Below are 16,842 nucleotides of genomic sequence, written 5' to 3'. Positions count from 1 at the left end.
TCGTTATTCTGGTGGGGAATGCCTTATGCGCCTTTGGGAGTTCCACTAGGTGGTGCACTAATTATAAGCACTACATTGATGAGTACATTAACGTGGGATAAACTTATCATTGGTGTATTTATTCCTTTTGTTTGCGTCATGATTGGAAATTGGGTTTTGAGCTCGGTAAGATAAAATGATTTCTACGGGGGAACCTGGATTCATGTCAGAAAGAACGGATGTTCCACTTAAATAAGGTTTGAAAATGAAACACTCAAACTCGTATATAATCTCTACAATTTTGTTATGTGTTTGCATTTCTTGTGCAAGCCAACAAAAAGAGCAGGTAGTTCTCTCCGACGAGGATATGCGTGCTCTTCGAATTGCCTATCTTACAACAACTTCAAAATTTCCGATTTCGTTGGATAGGATTACAACGCCCGAAGAAGCAAAAAGATTTATGAAAAATATCGAAAATCCTGTTGATGTAATTGCTTTTAACTATTGGGCGGCTTTGCGTTTCGGGTATGCAGATTTCATTGATGGTGTTGCAAAGGCTTCGAAGATGGAGATGGGATTGACTAGGGAAGAAGACGTGAAAACCCCGCTTCCATTCGCTCTGGAAAAGATTTTTCTACAAACTGGCTCTGAACGTGCAATAAAGCATATTGTAAATCTCAGGTTAGATGGGCATCCTGCAGAAATGTTAAGCACAGTACGCACGCGTATCCTATTTTTGGCAGGTTTTCACGTTGCAAGGGTTTTAGAAGAAATCTGCGAAGGGGATATTGCGCGTTTGTTCGATGGGAATAATGGTTTTACTTCTGACCTTGTGTTTTACGGACGTGACAAGGAGGACCGAAAAAGATTAGAACTTTTTTTAAACATTCTTATAGGGCTTCAAGATCGAGAAGCGCTCGAAGGATTTGAATGTAAAGAAGTGACATTTCTTGTGAATTATTTGGACAAGGTTTTTCAAGAGATCGAAAAGAAAGAATATGGTAATTCATGATGTGTACTTCGGGGCGACGAATTACACTCCCATGGCTTTCGGTGCGGAATTTTACGGCGCAAATTAGCAGGATTTCGACCCCCTCCTCGAAGGTTCCCCCTGCTTCGCAAGGGGAACCGGTTTTTTTGTTTATCGCTCGGTGATAAAATTCGGTGATAAAATATCCATATTCCAGATTCGAGGGATTTCGTGCCGATGTCTACGAACGGACGGCTTCTTTGCAAAGTCTCGCAAAGCTTCGATGCGACGAAGGGATACGATGCTTTCGGGAACGTGGTATCCGAGACGGGAAGTTGGAGCGGACCTTTCGGATACGGGGGGCATTTTGGTTATCAATCGGATTCGGATTCCGGGTTGCTGCTGTTAGGTCATCGCTATTACGACCCGAGCATCGGGCGGTTTATAAGCCGTGACATCGCAAAAGATGGAAGAAATTGGTATGTGTATTGTGGGAATAAACCATTGATACTATGTGATGCAGATGGTTTGAAGCCAGGAGATAAATATAAAAGCGCCGACGCTGCCGCGAAGGCAGCCATTAGAGACATTTTAAAAAGAAGTATAAAAGAAGGAGTTGAGTATGCAGGCTGGATTTATGAGGATACTACTATAATATATGTACCATTTTTTTGCGTGGGCGAATTTCCTGATGGTACATATTCTTATACAACACCAAAGAGGGGTGGTGAGCATGCATCCAGTCCAGGACCGACTCCGAGAGGGAACCTAGCCGGTATATATCACACACACGGCGATGATGATATAGGCTATGATGACGAGAACTTTTCAGAGCCAGATAAAGCGTATGGAGATGTACTTGCCCTTCCTATTTACTTGGGAACTCCGAAAGGATTAATTAAGAAATACGAACCGCGCCTAAGAATGGTGAGTGTAATTGGTAAAATAAGAGTATGATACAGAAATATTTCTCAATTTTATTATCGTTCGCACTTTTCGTTTTCACTTATGATAGTATGTGTCCACAAGGAGAAGTAAGAGAGAAGTATATAAATGGAACACATTATGTAATCCCGAAAGATGGTTTTGTTCCGAATGCAGAAACTGCCATCAGGATTGCAGAAGCAGTGTGGATTCCCATTTACGGAAAGGATGAAATCGAAAAGCAAAAACCTTTCCGCACTACCATGAAGGACAAAGTTTGGACGGTAACAGGAACGCTAAGTGATAAGAATAACTCTGGTAACGTCTTGATAGCAAAGATTTCTAAAGTGAACGGAAAAATTATACTTGTCAGCCTCGGAAAAAATCCCTATGTTCCAAAAAGCGGCTTTGTTCCGGATGCAGCAACCGCTAAAAGGATTGCAGAGGCAGTATGGATTCCTATTTACGGAAAGAAACAAATCGAAAAGGAAAAGCCATTCCGATCCAGGTTAGAGAATAATGTGTGGATGGTTCTTGGAACCGCCCCTGAATATGTTCTTGCTGGAGAAGCAATCGCAGAAATTTCAAAGAATGACGGAAGGATTTTACACGTCAGCCATACGGAATGATTTTTTATAGTAGTAAAGATGGTCTGGGCGTTCATTTTTCAGACAGGAAACTTTGCATCTGAAAATACTTTCAGGGAATGGGACTATTTATTGCATGGATAGCAGGTTGATGGTGGATACACGACGCCTTATTGGCATGAATACATTTCCGTTTTCATAGTTTATGGCTTTATGGCAGCTGTACTTGTTCTTTTCTATGCTGAGGTTCGAGCATTGCTTCAAAGACGTCGACAATAGGAGCATGAAAGTAGTGAGTGTGATATTCTTTGTAAACGATTTAGAGAACAAGAGGATTCGGTTATGCAATGATTGGACTAGTGCGACTTTATCCGAACTGTGGGCTGATCGAAGAGGTTGCAGCTGGTGGAAGAGGAGGAAGTTGGAGTTGTAATGATGAAGTTACCTAACTTCATGCTATTATTAACATTAAGTCTTCTCGTAGTCTTTTTTACCTTTATTTTACCAATAATTATGATCTCGCTAATAATTTCTATGCCCTTTGTGTGCAAGCATGAGCAAATCATAAAGCTCGAAGAAAAAAAATGGAGATACGGAGAGCCAATGTACGGATATAGCGCAGGAGGCCATTTGATCGATTTCGAAAAAAATATTTTTTGGAAAGGATTCGATTTTTTCCCCTTCGCTTCAGATCGTCCTGGCCTTACGACAATCACGAGCACAATAAATAAACACGAGAAAAAGTACATTTTCAAAAATAGTGATGACGTACTCGTTCTTAATGTTCCTTCTAAGTTGACAGTCTTTAGCGCTATTGCTGTATCGTTTAAAAATAAATGTGCTATTATGCTTGGTAAAGAAGGCGATTACTACGTTAGTAACAATAAGACGTTTCGAATTAATGATGCAAAATATATTAGAAGTCCAGGATTAGCAAAAATGGCGCAAACGAGAGTTTCTAAAGACGGCACTATAATTGTTCCTTACGTATACTCCGATGGAGAGACGGAAAAAGGGACATGCTTTTTGTGGATTGGTAAAAATGGGACGATAACTAAAAAGTATTTTGAATACAGTATTATTGATCTATCGGGAGATGGAAATTATGGCTTATACAAACAAAAGGAAGGAAGTGTATACGTCGTCTTTAGTATAAAAACTTCGGAAAAAGTTTTTACTTTCATTTCGAAGGATTATGGTCCTTATTTTCTTGGGAAATCAGGAAATGAAGTTGTAAACAAAATGATTTTCGATGGAATAAAATCTGGAGGAGCAGTTGGTTTAAAAAGATATTTGCTTCAAAACGACGGCAAGGTTAAGATTTTGTATTATAAAGATGTCTTTTTTATACAAGGGTGGTACGATTCTTGGGCTCAGTGGACAAATTGATAGAGATTCGGAGGCCGTTCGGATACGATTCGTGTGGACGGATAAGATTTTCAACAATGCAATAGGAACGACGATTTTCGCATGAAGTAAGAAGATAGACTCGTCACTATCAACCACCTAAGGGGGTTCTTTCGCATAATGTTTCGGGGCGAGATTCTCGAAAACAGACGCATCGGGTTCATTCACTTTCCATCACGCTTGTTATGCTGCTTCGTCTTTCATTCTTTCTGATTGGAGAGCAAATTAGGTCATCGTTGGCAACGGCGATTTTCGAATTCCCACTAGAATAAAACAGGAAGTAACTGTTACGGAGTGGACGAAATCGCGTTAAGTCCTCGCTCGAGCGTGAAACCATGCTCGAGCTTCTTTATCGGCAGCAAGAATCGTTTCCAGGGTCGCGCTCGTGTTCGGAGCGATCGAAAGGGAGCCTTCCGCGAAACGTTGGATGTCTAAAAAAGAAATCTCACCTCGCAGAAAGGCGTTCGCTGCTTCTTCGTTCACCGCATTCAAGACCGTCGGAACTACGCCCCCCCTTCGGAACGCCTCGCGCGCCAAATTCGGACAGATGAAAACGCTCGAATCGAATTCTTCGAAGGTCAATTCCGGCGTATCCAAAGGGTTCCAATTTTTCGCAGGGGAGGGAAGTCGCTCCGGACCTAAAAGAGCGAACTGAATCGGAACCTTCATATCGGGATGACCCATCTGCGCTAATGCGCTACCGTCGAGAAATTTTACAATCGCGTGGATCACGCTTTGCGGATGAATGACGACTTCGATTTTTTCGGGCGTGCAATCATAGAGCCAACATGCTTCGATGATTTCGAGCCCTTTGTTCATCAATGTCGCAGAATCGATCGTGATTTTCCCCCCCATTCGCCATGTAGGATGTGCGAGGGCTTGCTCTACGGTTACGTTTTCGAGTTGCTTTAGTGTGTAGCCTCGAAAGGGTCCGCCGCTCGCCGTTAGGATGATTTTTTCGATTTGCGAAAGGCGTTCTTTCAAACGTTCATAAAAAGAAGTATCGTCTGCAGTCGGAAAAGGCACTCCTAAAGCGCCGACGAGGCATTGCAAAATGGCAGAATGCTCAGAATCTATGGGAAGAATCGGCACTTTATGCTCGCGAGCGAGCGGCACGACGATAGCCCCCCCTGCTACGAGCACCTCTTTGCTTGCCAAGGCAATCGCTTTCTTCGCGCGAATCGCCGCGAGGGTCGGCTCTAAACCTATCATCCCAGAAACGGCAACCACCACTACGTCCACTTCATCAGAGGTGGCTATTTCGATGAGCCCCCCCATCCCGGAAGCCACTTTTCGGTTCGTCTCCTTCGCCAGACAATCCGCAGCACTACTTTCGAACATCGCCAAATATTTCGGGTGAAACTTTCGCGCTTGTTCGGCGACTTTTTCATAGTTGGAGTGCGCGGCGAGCGCGGTAACTTGCAATCGTTCAGGATGTTTCTCGATAACTTGTAGAGTTTGCGTACCAATGCTTCCCGTAGAGCCGAGAATCGCGATTCGTTTCACGTGACGGCTCCGAATTTGCGCACGCGTGATTGATATTCTTTACACGCTTCGATGAGGTCGTCGAGTGAAAATTCAGGCCAAGGTTTTTGCACGACGACGATTTCGGAATATGCGGACTGCCATAGAAGAAAATTGCTCAACCGTTGTTCACCCGCGGTTCGAATTAAAAGGTCAGGGTCGGGGATGTCGGGATTATAAAGTCTTTCCGATATCGTTTTTTCCGTGATTTTTTCTGGGGGAATTTTTTCTTCTACGATTCGTTTCACGGCATCTACGATTTCGTCTCGCCCCCCGTAATTCACTGCGAGGACGAAGGTGATTCCGGTGTTGTTCTTCGTGGTTTCTACTCCTTTTATCAATGCATTTCGCAAAGATTCTGGAAGTTCTGCGATGTGTCCTGCGACTCGTACTTTGACATTATTTTGATGCATGACGCGCAGTTCGTCCGTTGCGGCTTGGGTAATCAGGTTCAGCAATCCTTCGACCTCTTGGGGGGGGCGTCGCCAGTTTTCTGTGCTGAAAACGTATACGGTGAGATAGCGAATCCCTAAATCGTTCGCCGCGAGCAAGACGGAGCGCAAAGTTTTATATCCCTCTCTGTGTCCGATGAGACGAGGCAAGTTTCTTTGTTCCGCCCATCTCCCGTTTCCATCCATGATGATGCCGATGTGCACGGGAAGACGGGATAAATCTACACCTCGAGCGATTGCAGCGGCTTGCGCTTCCGTCACACTTCCAATAACTCCGCGTCTTTCTTCTTTTGCAATTCGTGGATTTCTTCGATGTATTTGTCCGTAAGTTTTTGAATTTCCTGTTCGTATCGTTTGAGTTCGTCTTCGGAAATTTGTTTGTCCTTTTGCGCTTTTTTGAGGTGTTCGATGGCATCTCTTCGTATGTTACGAATGGCGATGCATCCTTCCTCTGCACGGTGATGGACTTGTTTGACGAGTTCTTTTCTTCGCTCTTCGGTCATCGCTGGAAATCTGAGTCGAATACCACCGGAGTCCGTAGTGGGATGAATTCCCAAGTCGCTTTTTAGAATCGCGCGCTCGATGCTCGGGATTAGGCTTTTGTCGTACGGTTGTATCAATAACTGTTGCGGTTCTGGAACGGTAATGCTCGCCAACTGAGGGAGTGGTGTTTCGACTCCGTAATAATCCACTAAAATACGGTTGAGGATTTGAGGATTCGCCCTTCCGGTGCGAATTGCGGCGAAATCTCTCGCTGTCGCCTCGACGGACATTTCCATTCGATGTTTTGCATCCTTGATGATTTCTTGAGCGTTCATTTTTTAACCACCTCCTACCAAGGTTCCCACGTTTTCTCCCAATGCTGCTGCTCGCAATGTTCCTTTTTGAAAGAGAGAAAGGACGACTACGGGCAGATTGTGTTCATGGCACATGGTGAAAGCGGTTTGGTCCATTACACCCAAACGCAAGCGAATTGCATCGGAAAACGTGATATATTCGAATTTACTGGCATCTTTGTAGATGTGCGGGTCTTTATCGTAAACACCATCCACTTTTGTCGCTTTTATCAAGACATCCGCTCCGAGTTCTAATGCGCGCAAAACTGCTGCGGTATCTGTCGTGAAGAAAGGATTCCCCGTGCCTGCAGCGAGAATTACGATTCTTCCCTTTTCGAGGTGACGAATCGCTCGGCGGCGGATGAACGGTTCGCAAACCTGTTGAATCGAGATTGCGCTCATTACGCGCGTAGGAACGCCTAATTTTTCAATCGCCTCTTGCAGTGCGAGCGCATTCATAATCGTGCTCACCATTCCCATGGTATCGGCTACGGATTGGTTGATTCCCGCTTCGCGGCTGAACTCCTCCCCTCGCAAAAAATTCCCCCCTCCAACTACGATCGCCGATTGAATCCCCGCATCGTGCACGGAAACGATTTCCTCGGCGATGTAATGGACGGTTTTAGGGTCGAGACCGAATGCCTCCTCCCCGGCGAACGCTTCGCCGCTGAGTTTCAACAGGACGCGTGATGGTTTAGGTCGTTCCAACACTGCATTCGACCGGGTCTTTTCCGATTTCTAAACGAACGAATTGTTTGACTTTCAGTGATGCGTTTGCCTCCTTGAGCACATCACCTACTTTGCGGTTGAGTTGCGCATACCAAGGTTGTTCCGAAAGGACGATTTGCTGAAGGAGTTCTTTATTGACTTTTCCTTCTGCAATTTTCTGTGCGATTTCCGGTTTTTTTCCTTCTTCTATCGCCCTTTGTTTCTCGATTTCGATTTCTTTTTCGATTCGCGCTTGGTCTACTTGAGATTTTTCTATGTATTCTGGCGAGAGTGCGACGATTTGAATGCCGAGTTTGTTGGCGATTTCTTGCGCCGCTCCATCCCCCCCTTCGAGAACGACGAGTGCGGCTTTCGCTTTATCGTGATGCAAATAAGCACCTACCGTGTCTCCGGTCAACCGTTTCACTGCTCCGAGGCGGATGTTTTCACGAATCTTTCCTACGGCCTCTTCGAGGAGTTGGCGAACCGTAGTTCCGTTTATGTTCGCATCCAAAGGTTCTTGCGGAACTTCGTGGGATGCGAAATAATCAGCGATTTTTTGTGCTAATTGAATGAATTGTTCGTTGCGAGCTACGAAATCTGTTTCGCAAAGCAGAACGACAGCGGCAACAGCGTTATTGGAACGGGCGATAGCAATCGTTCCATTGCTCGTTACTCTATCGGCGCGTTTTACTGCGGCGGCTTTCCCTGCCTCTCGCAAAATTTCTCGCGCACGCGTCAATACTTTTTCTTCATCATCACCGATTTCTTGTGCTGCTTGGTCTAAAGCGTGTTTGCAATCCATCATGGGCGCGTCGGTTTGATCGCGAAGTTTTTTAATCAGTTGTGGGGTTACCTTCATTCTTCTTCATCCTCGTCCTTGACCGGAATTCGACTTCGAGTTTGTATAGGTTGACCAGGAATCAACCCTTCTTCCATTTGTTCCTCTAAAGAATATTTGCGAAGCAGTTCTAATTCGACTTCGCCTAACGGCACACTCGGCTCTTCTTCGGTTACTTCGGGAACCGCTTCCGCGATTTCTCCGACTGGGCGGATCGAAGCAATTAAATCCGCAACTTTTCCAGCGATCAGACGCACTGCTCGTATGGCATCATCGTTTCCCGGAATAACGTAATCGGCTTCGTCAGGGTCGCAATTCGTATCCACGATGGCGACCACAGGGATTTTCATTTTGCGCGCTTCTTTGACGGCGATTTCTTCTTTTTTCATATCCACCACGAAGAGCAAATCGGGTGGACCTTGCAAGTCTTTTATGCCATCGAAATAGCGATGAAGACGTTGGCGTTCTTTTTCGCGGAGCATCGCTTCTTTTTTCGTGAGTCTTTTGAAGAAACCTTCTTCGGCGAGTCTGTCTAATTCGCGCATGCGTTGGATGCGTTGCTGCATCGTTTTCCAGTTCGTGAGAAGCCCCCCCATCCATCTCTCGGTGATGTAGGGCATTCCGCAGCGCATGGCGGCTTCTTTTATCGTGCCTTGGATTTGTTTTTTCGTGCCGACGAAAATTACCGTTCCGCCGTTTTCCACTACATCTCGAATTTTCGCCATCGCGGCTTCGAAGAGGGTGATGGTTTGATGAAGGTCGATGATGTAAATCCCGTTTCGGGCACCATAAATATAGCGTTTCATTTTCGGGTTCCACCGTCTGGTGGCATGCCCGAAATGTACGCCTGCTTCGAGCAGTTCGCGCATAGTAAGTGGCGTCATGTTCACTCCTTGGGTTATTCCTCCGGAACTCCTACTGCCACCCGCCTCATCCCGATTCTATCGGGACACCCAAGCGGATCGGGGTATCCGTGTGTGATGTTTATGGAACGAGTATACCGCCCAAAACGGGCAAAGCTTCGAAGAGGGGCTACTCCTCCACTTTATACACCACGTCGTGCTCGCGAACGTGGTCGAGAACCTTTATGGCGACGCTCTCTCCGGGTTTAGCCTCTTGCACGTCTCTATGCTCTACCTGCATGGACTCTACGCGTTGAGTGAGGTCGGTCGTGTGCCCTTTGATGTGGATGACATCTCCGACCCTTAGGGGCTCGGTTATGTCGAGGGCGGCGACGCTGATTTTGCCGAAATAGTGCGTTACCTTTCCGATTTCTCTTTCAATCATAGTTGTTCACCTTCTCATCTATGTAATACGAAAACTTAGTCTTGCATTGTTCTGGATCTGAATGCAAAAAGCATGGACATCGTGCATTTGTTATTCGGCACTAAAATTTTCAAAGTCACATTTTTTCGAATTGGAGAACGACGAGAACTAACCTGCTGTGGTTATTGAGCATTTCGGGATTATCTGTTGATAGTACCTACCATTTCACGGCGGGGCAGAGCGTCTTTACAACAGAATAGACAAATGAGCCACGCACTTCCGAGGAGAAGCCTTCTGTGGCATTTCGGGCTTTCGGCTTACTGGTTTTCGACGAGCCTGAAATGGTTCGTGCTCCTTTCCGTAATTTTGCCCGGTCAAGTAGAGCAGCTCGTTCCGGGTGGGGAGAAAGGGAAGTTTTGGGGAAGGGTTGTGATGCTCGGTGCTATTTGGGCGATGATAGGACCGAGTCTTTTCGGTTTTCTAAGCGACCGTGTAAGAACTCGTTTCGGAAGATGGAAACCTTTCGTCGCGATCGGTGCGGCGCTTACGGTCGTCGCTCTCATGATTTTAGCGAATCCGAAACAATATTTCGTAATCGTAATAGGATATTTGTTTCTGCAAGTTGCGGACGACATCGGGCAAGGACCGTACAGCAGTTTGATTCCTGCGTTAGTTTCCGAGGAGGAACGAGGTCGCGCGAGCGGAATTTTAGGGCTTTTGCGTCTATCGGCGCAAGTCACGGGGGGGATTATCGCGTTGGTTTTGCGGGATGTGTTCAAAATATATGTTGCGATAGCAATCGTCACGATTCTTTGCGCTTTGATTACTTTATTGAGCGTTCGCGAGGAGCCCGGATTCGAGAAACCGAAATCGAACAGTTTCTATAAGGCATGGATTCAGCCATGGAAGGATGCGGATTTTCGTTGGATGTGGTTTACCCGGTTTTTGAACGCACTGGGGTTTTATTTGATTTCGATTTATTTACTGTATTTTTTAATAGATAGGGTAAGGGATTACAAAATTCTCGGATGGACGATTGCAGACCCAGCGCATTTAGGCTCGAAAGAAGAGGCTGCGAAAATCACGATGTTCATGTTAGCGCTTTCCATTTCTTTCATGGGGGGGATAGGTGCGCTGATTGGCGGAAAACTCACGGACACGATTGGGCGTAAGCGAGTCATCATGATTTCGGGGCTGATTATGGCTGCGACGATTCCTCCTTTTATTTTCTATCCTCATTTCGGGCTGTTGGTTTCTTTGGCGGTTGTTTTCGGCGTGGCTTATGGCATGAATCAGTCCGCGGAATGGGCTTTAGCGTCGGACGTGATGCCGAATCGCGAGGAACTCGCAAAGGACATGGGTCTTTGGCAATCGAGCATCGCAACCCCTCAAGTGCTCACCGGAGTGTCGGGAATGCTTCTGGATTGGGGAAATCGCCTGGCGGATGGCTTCGGATATCAACTCATCTTTCTTTTATCGGCTTGCGCGTTTCTTTTAGGAACTGTTTTAGTTCGCAAGATACGAAGGTCTCGCTAACCGGGAATTCGGGGGAGGAGTTGATTCGTTCAGAATTTAACTCGTGCACAACTTATCAGACACTATCGTGGCGCCGATAACGGGACCTTTTCGGGCTCCGGTGGCGTGGATTCGAGTCTCCGGTCCTAAAGCATGGGAGATCGCAGAACGTATTTTCCGCTGCAAAGAAAGTCCTCCATGGAAACCGCGTCATTGCTATTTCGGCGACATCGTTTTCCGGAATGAAAAAATAGACGAAGGGTTTTTGATTCTTTTCGAAGAAGGGAAAAGTTACACCGAAGAATCGCTCTTCGAAATGAGTTGCCATGGAAGCCCGTTAATCGTAAGGCGTATCGTGAATGCTATCCAAGATTTGGGCGCTCGTTTTGCGCGCCCTGGAGAATTCACGGAGCGCGCTTTCATGAACGGTCGTATAGATCTCACCCAAGCAGAGGCGGTTGCAGAAACAGTTGCAGTGGCAACGCATGCGCAGGAAATCCGTGCGCGGCTTTTGCGCGAAGGAAAATTATCGGAAGCCATTTCCCGTCTCGAAGAAAGAATTGCGAATCAACTTGCGCTTGCTGAGGCGACAATAGACTTTTCGGAAGAAATTGGAGATTTGAATCGTAAGCAAGTTCATGACGAACTCATCGCAGTTCTTGAAGAAATGAACACTCTGCTCGAAAGCGCGAAACGAGCAAGACTCTTCCGTGAGGGAATTCGCATTGCGGTGGTAGGAAGACCGAATGTAGGGAAATCTTCTTTGATGAATGCATTATTAGGGATGGAGCGAGCAATCGTTACGGAGATTCCTGGAACCACACGAGACACCATCGAAGAAACGGTTTCCATCGAAGGTTTTCCCGTCGTGCTGACAGATACAGCAGGGATTCGGGAGACGAAAGACAAAGTAGAACAAATGGGAGTCGAGCGCTCGAAGCAAGCGATTCGAAACGCAGATTTAGTAATGTTCTTGTACGAAGCAAACGTCGGTTGGACGCGAGAAGACGAAGAACTTTATCATGAACTCGAACGCAAACCAGGTCTTTTTGTTGCGAATAAAATAGATTTGGGTATTGCGGAAACTGTTTCGAAAGAACATTCGTTGGTCAGCGCGCTTTCAGGAGAGGGTCTCGACGATTTGGGGAAAGAATTGATACGAGAGTTCGAAACGGGTGGCGAGATTCCGCTCGTAAACGAAAGACATATAAACGATTTGCAAGAGGCGAAAAAATCTTTGTTGCATGCCGCGGAGACACTTCTTTCGGATTTACCGACAGACTTAGTTTGCGTGGATTTACATGGAGCATTGCAAGCAATAGGCAGAATAACGGGACGCACGGCGACCGAGGAAATCATCGAGAAAGTGTTTCGAGATTTTTGCATCGGAAAGTAAAAAAGCCATCCACTTACGGAAATTACAGCGGATTGCGAAGAAAATGCATTGTAAAGAAAATGTTAAATGCTGTCGAAAGAATTGAAAATATGCAATGAGAGTTCGGTATCTTGTGCTTGTGCTGCAGAGCAGCGAAACTGAAGAGGAACCATGAACAAACACATATTCAAAATCTTGCCCATTATCGGAACCGCGCCTATATTTCTTTTTTTCGGCTGTCAACCTAAAATGGAAAGTCAAACGACTTCACTCACAGAAAACGCCCAGCAGTTATCCGGAACGATTAACATAGACGGCTCGAGCACGGTAGCCCCCGTCTCCTCGGCGGTTGCAGAAGAATTCGCTAACATCGCCCCTAATGTCAAAGTGGTCGTGAAGACCAGTGGAACAGGTGGAGGTTTCAAGAAATTCGTCGTCGGAGAAATTGACATAAGCGATGCTTCCCGCCCCATCGAGCCAGAGGAAATCGAGAAAGCCAAACAAAACGGCATAGAATTCATCGAAATTCCTATCGGATACGATGGATTGAGCGTCGTCGTAAATCCTAAAAATACTTTCGTAGATTATTTGACCGTCGAAGAGTTAAAACGTATTTGGGAGCCTGGAAGCAAAGTCAAAAAGTGGAGCGACGTTCGTCCTACTTTCCCGAATAAAGAAATCAAGTTATATGGTCCGGGAAGAGACTCTGGAACGTTCGATTATTTTTGCGAGGCGATTCTAAAAACAAAAAAAGAATCGCGTCAAGATTATCAAGCGAGCGAAGACGATAATTTCCTCGTCACCGGCGTAAGCGGCGACCCGAATGCATTGGGGTATTTCGGGTACGCATATTACGAGCAAAATAAAGACAAACTTCGCGTTGTGCCAATTGATAACGGCAAAGGTCCTGTCGCACCCTCACCGGAAACTGTGCAAAGTGGCGAGTATCAACCTCTCAGTAGGCCACTATTTATTTATGTAAGTAAAAAAGCAGCGGAAAGACCGGAAGTGAAAGCGTTTGTCGAGTTTTATCTGAGCGAAGAAGGAAGAGAACTAATTCGAGCGGAAGGATATATGCCATTGCCCGATGAAGTTTACGCTGCGGTTTTGGAACGTTTCCGAGCAGGAATGACCGGCTCTGTATTCGAGGGAATTCCCCATGTCGGTGCAGATCTCAGAAAACTCTATGCCCAAGGAGGATAAAGCAGTTCATCAACAAGATAAAGTTTTTCAGAACAATCTAACGAGTATATCTCTCCGAAAATGGCGCGAGCGTATTGCTCGTGCCCTAACGTTTCTGTGTGCGGGCATCAGTATTTTTACGACACTCGCAATCGTTTATGTTTTGATTTCGCAATCCTGGGGATTTTTTAAGAATGTGTCGCTTACCGAGTTTCTCACCGGAACGAATTGGCAGCCTCCACGGTCTTTCGGTGTGCTTCCTCTGGTAGCTGGAACCCTTCAGATTGCAGTGGGAGCAGGTTTACTCGCGATTCCCATAGGTTTGTTTTCTGCGGTGTATTTGAGTGAATATGCTTCCGCTCGGGCGAGAAACATCATAAAACCCGTTTTGGAACTGCTCGCAGGAATTCCCACGATTGTGTATGGTTTCTTCGCAGTATCGTTCGTAACTCCTCTTCTTCAGAAGACTTTGATTCCGGATTTGCCGATTTATAATGCTTTAAGCGCGAGCATCGTCGTCGGTATCATGATCTTGCCGATGGTAGCTTCGTTATCCGAAGAGGCTTTGCGCGCAGTTCCTCATGAATTGCGCGAGGGGGGGCTCGCTTTGGGTGCAACGAAGGGAGAGGTCGTTCGAGGAATCGTCATCCCCGGTGCGTTGTCGGGAGTGATGTCTGCATTTTTATTGGCGTTATCGAGAGCAGTCGGAGAAACCATGGCGGTTACGCTCGCAGCAGGTGCTCAGCCGAATCTCACACTCGACCCCCGTGAAAGTATCGAGACGATGTCCGCATATATCGTGCTCGTCAGTCAGGGAGAGGCTCCTTATGGAAGCCTCGAATACCAGACGATATTCGCGGTGGGGCTTTATCTATTTGCTATCACTTTAGTAATCAACCTCCTCGCATTGCGTTTGGTAACTAAATATCGTCAGAAGTACACATGAAAGAAAACACACTCTCTAAGCAGATTTTTCCTGTTCTGGGAAGAGCAGTCAAAGAGCAGTTGTTTTTGTTGATTTGTCTCGCGGCTACGATATTCGGAATGATTGCCCTTGCTGTGCTGCTATATCAAATAATTCGAGAAGGCGCGCCTCGTGTGGATTTGGAATTTTTGAAGCGCCCCCCCTCGAGAATCCCGGAGAAAGCAGGAATCTATCCAGCGGTTGTCGGAACATTGTGGCTTATGGCTCTTACTGCGGTGTTTACGATTCCGGTGGGGGTAAGTGCTGCAATCTATTTAGAGGAATTCGCTTCGAAAAATTGGTTTACGAGATTTGTCCAAGTCAACATCAGCAATTTGGCAGGTGTTCCGAGCATCGTTTATGGATTGCTCGGTCTCGCTATTTTCGTTCGTGCGTTTTCTCTTGGCGAGAGTATCCTCTCTGGCGCCCTTACGATGAGTTTGTTGCTGCTACCCCTCGTAATTACAGCGTCTCAAGAGGCGATTCGCGCCGTGCCTTCAAGTTATCGCGAAGGTGCTTTGGCTCTTGGCGCTACGCGATGGGAGGCGATTCGCGGAGTCGTTTTGCCGAGTGCTGCTTCGGGAATCATCACTGGCGTCATCCTCGCGCTTTCGCGTGCAATCGGGGAAGCAGCACCTCTCATTGCCATTGGCGCTGCTACATATATTCGCTTCGCACCCTCTTCACCCATGGACTCTTTTACCGTGTTGCCAGTTCAAATTTATTACTGGGCTCAAATGCCCCGAGAGGGGTTTCGCCAGAACGCAGCCGCCGCGATTTTGTTGCTTTTGGTAGTTTTGTTGCTTTTCAACTCGATTGCAATTTATTTACGTTATCGCGCTCGGTTAGATAAATCATAATCGTAGTTCAAAAAAATAATCTAACTTTTATCATGCGCATCCTCGGGGTTGATTACGGCACGAAACGGATTGGGCTTGCAATCGGTGAAATCGAAGTGAAAATGGCATTTGCGAAAAAGGTTATCCCTTCCACAGGAAACCCGCGAAAAGACGCGCAAAATGTAGCGCGGTATTGCAAAGAGGAAGAGTGTGATTCGATTGTCATCGGATTGCCGGTTTTCGCGCGGGGAGAAGAAGGTGAGCAGGCTCGCATTACACGGGAATTCGGAGAGGAGTTGAGAAAAATGGGTTTTACCGTCGAATACTGGAACGAACGCTACACCTCGCTCGCAGCAGAGGACAAGTTAGCCCATTTAAAACCGAAACGCCGAAAAGAGGTCGCGGATAGCGAGGCGGCAAGGATTATGTTAATGGATTATATGAGTTCTCTCGAGCAAGCATGACCCTAACAAAACGCCTCTGGATATTCGTTTTTTTCGCGCTTTTGCTCGCGTTTTCCCTTGCGCTCTTTTTTTATTCACGTGCTCTGGCTCCAGCAAGCGAAGAACGAAAAGGAATTTATATTCGTGTTTTACCGGGAGAAGGGATTGCTAATGTCCTTCGGCGACTGGAAGGAGCGAGGGTCTTGAAAAGCGCCACCGCAGCGAAAATGTATGCGAGTTTGTTTCATAGAAATTCTAAACTCGTCGAGGGGACCTACGAATTGAGCCCTTCGATGTCTGCCCCTGAAATTTTGAATGTTTTATTTTCGGGAAAACCCATTCGTCAATTTATAACGATTCGAGAAGGTCTTTGGATGGAACGGATAGCGAGTCTATTGGCGGAGCGTTCCGTCGCTTCGAGGGAGGAACTTTTAGAAGCGTTCCGACACCGCGAACATTGTCGAGAAATATTGGGTTTCGAAATACCTGCAAAAACCTTAGAAGGATATTTGTTTCCGGATACTTATGATTTCCCCCCCCTATGCGGAGCGGACACCGTCATTCGCAAAATGCTCACCGCTTTCCGTAAAAAAGTATACGAGCGTTTGAAAAAGCCATCTCCTGAAAAAATGCATAAGTGGTTGATTATCGCTTCGATGGTGGAATTAGAAGCCGTGAAAGACGAAGAACGCGCAAGAATTGCAGGGGTAATTTACAATCGTTTGGCACGAAAAATGAAACTTCAAATCGATGCTACGGTCGCTTATGCCAAAGGAGAATGGTCTCCCGTTACCCGAGCGGATTATCGGATAAAACATCCTTACAATACCTATGTCATTGACGGGCTTCCCCCCGGACCGATTTGTTCGCCAGGGCTGGCATCCATCCTCGCTGCCATCTCACCCGAGAAACACGAGTGGTTATACTATGTAGCGATGCCAGACCGTTCTCATCGTTTTGCAAAAACCTACGAAGAACACTTAAAAAATATAGAGAAAAGCCGAAAAGCATTCGAGAAAGCGCAATAGTT

General features: G+C 46.3%; 18 protein-coding genes. 11 read left to right on the top strand and 7 right to left on the bottom strand.

Annotated elements, in window-relative coordinates; all coding sequences use genetic code 11:
* The first annotated feature begins 244 nt into the window (after positions 1–244).
* The 4 genes from VNK96_09725 (at position 245) to VNK96_09710 (ending at position 3,849) form a co-directional block, all read left to right on the top strand.
* The gene (locus VNK96_09725; GenBank protein HWP31984.1) at positions 245–991 is read left to right on the top strand and encodes a hypothetical protein; all 747 of its coding nucleotides are present in this window, start codon (positions 245–247) and stop codon (positions 989–991) included.
* Between the two features lie 195 nt (positions 992–1,186).
* On the top strand, positions 1,187–1,906 hold the full coding sequence (locus VNK96_09720) for a DUF4329 domain-containing protein (GenBank protein ID HWP31983.1): 720 nt from the start codon (positions 1,187–1,189) through the stop codon (positions 1,904–1,906).
* Positions 1,903–2,502 (top strand): NTF2 fold immunity protein, encoded by a 600-nt coding sequence (locus VNK96_09715; GenBank protein ID HWP31982.1) that lies wholly within the window; start codon positions 1,903–1,905, stop codon positions 2,500–2,502. Before VNK96_09720 ends, VNK96_09715 begins: the two co-directional genes overlap by 4 nt.
* A 363-nt stretch (positions 2,503–2,865) precedes the next feature.
* Positions 2,866–3,849 (top strand): hypothetical protein, encoded by a 984-nt coding sequence (locus tag VNK96_09710; GenBank protein HWP31981.1) that lies wholly within the window; start codon positions 2,866–2,868, stop codon positions 3,847–3,849.
* A gap of 327 nt (positions 3,850–4,176) precedes the next feature.
* Here VNK96_09710 and dxr read toward each other — a convergent pair whose 3' ends face one another.
* From dxr to VNK96_09675, 7 genes are all read right to left on the bottom strand, one after another.
* On the bottom strand, positions 4,177–5,373 hold the full coding sequence (gene dxr, locus VNK96_09705; GenBank protein ID HWP31980.1) for a 1-deoxy-D-xylulose-5-phosphate reductoisomerase: 1,197 nt from the start codon (positions 5,371–5,373) through the stop codon (positions 4,177–4,179).
* Entirely contained in the window at positions 5,370–6,104 is a 735-nt protein-coding gene (locus tag VNK96_09700; GenBank protein HWP31979.1) for an isoprenyl transferase, read from the bottom strand. The genes dxr and VNK96_09700 overlap by 4 nt, the downstream gene beginning before the upstream one ends.
* Complete coding sequence (frr, locus tag VNK96_09695) at positions 6,101–6,661, bottom strand: ribosome recycling factor (GenBank protein ID HWP31978.1); 561 nt, start codon at positions 6,659–6,661, stop codon at positions 6,101–6,103. The genes VNK96_09700 and frr overlap by 4 nt, the downstream gene beginning before the upstream one ends.
* 3 nt (positions 6,662–6,664) lie before the next feature.
* A complete protein-coding gene (gene pyrH / locus VNK96_09690; GenBank protein HWP31977.1) occupies positions 6,665–7,387 on the bottom strand; it encodes a UMP kinase in 723 nt (240 codons plus the stop codon).
* Complete coding sequence (gene tsf, locus VNK96_09685) at positions 7,374–8,249, bottom strand: translation elongation factor Ts (GenBank protein HWP31976.1); 876 nt, start codon at positions 8,247–8,249, stop codon at positions 7,374–7,376. The genes pyrH and tsf overlap by 14 nt, the downstream gene beginning before the upstream one ends.
* Positions 8,246–9,112, bottom strand: coding sequence for a 30S ribosomal protein S2 (rpsB, locus tag VNK96_09680; GenBank protein ID HWP31975.1), 867 nt, complete (start codon positions 9,110–9,112; stop codon positions 8,246–8,248). Before rpsB ends, tsf begins: the two co-directional genes overlap by 4 nt.
* Before the next feature lie 148 nt (positions 9,113–9,260).
* Positions 9,261–9,515, bottom strand: a complete 255-nt coding sequence (locus tag VNK96_09675) for a hypothetical protein (GenBank protein HWP31974.1) — start codon at positions 9,513–9,515, stop codon at positions 9,261–9,263.
* A 243-nt stretch (positions 9,516–9,758) separates the two neighbouring features.
* Between VNK96_09675 and VNK96_09670 the strand changes: the two genes are divergently transcribed.
* The 7 genes from VNK96_09670 (at position 9,759) to mltG (ending at position 16,840) form a co-directional block, all read left to right on the top strand.
* Positions 9,759–11,030 carry an MFS transporter gene (locus VNK96_09670; GenBank protein ID HWP31973.1) on the top strand — a complete coding sequence of 424 codons (1,272 nt, stop codon included), beginning with the start codon at positions 9,759–9,761 and terminating at the stop codon, positions 11,028–11,030.
* Between the two features lie 43 nt (positions 11,031–11,073).
* A complete protein-coding gene (gene mnmE / locus VNK96_09665) occupies positions 11,074–12,405 on the top strand; it encodes a tRNA uridine-5-carboxymethylaminomethyl(34) synthesis GTPase MnmE (protein HWP31972.1) in 1,332 nt (443 codons plus the stop codon).
* Positions 12,406–12,555: 150 nt separating this feature from the next.
* The gene (locus VNK96_09660; protein ID HWP31971.1) at positions 12,556–13,587 is read left to right on the top strand and encodes a PstS family phosphate ABC transporter substrate-binding protein; all 1,032 of its coding nucleotides are present in this window, start codon (positions 12,556–12,558) and stop codon (positions 13,585–13,587) included.
* Positions 13,571–14,512 carry a phosphate ABC transporter permease subunit PstC gene (pstC, locus tag VNK96_09655; protein ID HWP31970.1) on the top strand — a complete coding sequence of 314 codons (942 nt, stop codon included), beginning with the start codon at positions 13,571–13,573 and terminating at the stop codon, positions 14,510–14,512. The genes VNK96_09660 and pstC overlap by 17 nt, the downstream gene beginning before the upstream one ends.
* Positions 14,509–15,390: a phosphate ABC transporter permease PstA gene (gene pstA / locus VNK96_09650; protein HWP31969.1), complete on the top strand. Its 882-nt coding sequence runs from the start codon at positions 14,509–14,511 to the stop codon at positions 15,388–15,390. Before pstC ends, pstA begins: the two co-directional genes overlap by 4 nt.
* 32 nt (positions 15,391–15,422) lie before the next feature.
* Positions 15,423–15,833 (top strand): Holliday junction resolvase RuvX, encoded by a 411-nt coding sequence (gene ruvX, locus VNK96_09645; GenBank protein ID HWP31968.1) that lies wholly within the window; start codon positions 15,423–15,425, stop codon positions 15,831–15,833.
* On the top strand, positions 15,830–16,840 hold the full coding sequence (gene mltG / locus VNK96_09640; protein ID HWP31967.1) for an endolytic transglycosylase MltG: 1,011 nt from the start codon (positions 15,830–15,832) through the stop codon (positions 16,838–16,840). Before ruvX ends, mltG begins: the two co-directional genes overlap by 4 nt.
* Positions 16,841–16,842 lie beyond the last annotated feature (2 nt).

The sequence above is a fragment of the Fimbriimonadales bacterium genome (assembly GCA_035559795.1).
Taxonomy (GTDB): domain Bacteria; phylum Armatimonadota; class Fimbriimonadia; order Fimbriimonadales; family ATM1; genus DATMAR01.
The sequence above is the reverse complement of the archived record's forward strand: the minus strand, read 5'-3'. Positions and strand labels throughout refer to the sequence as shown.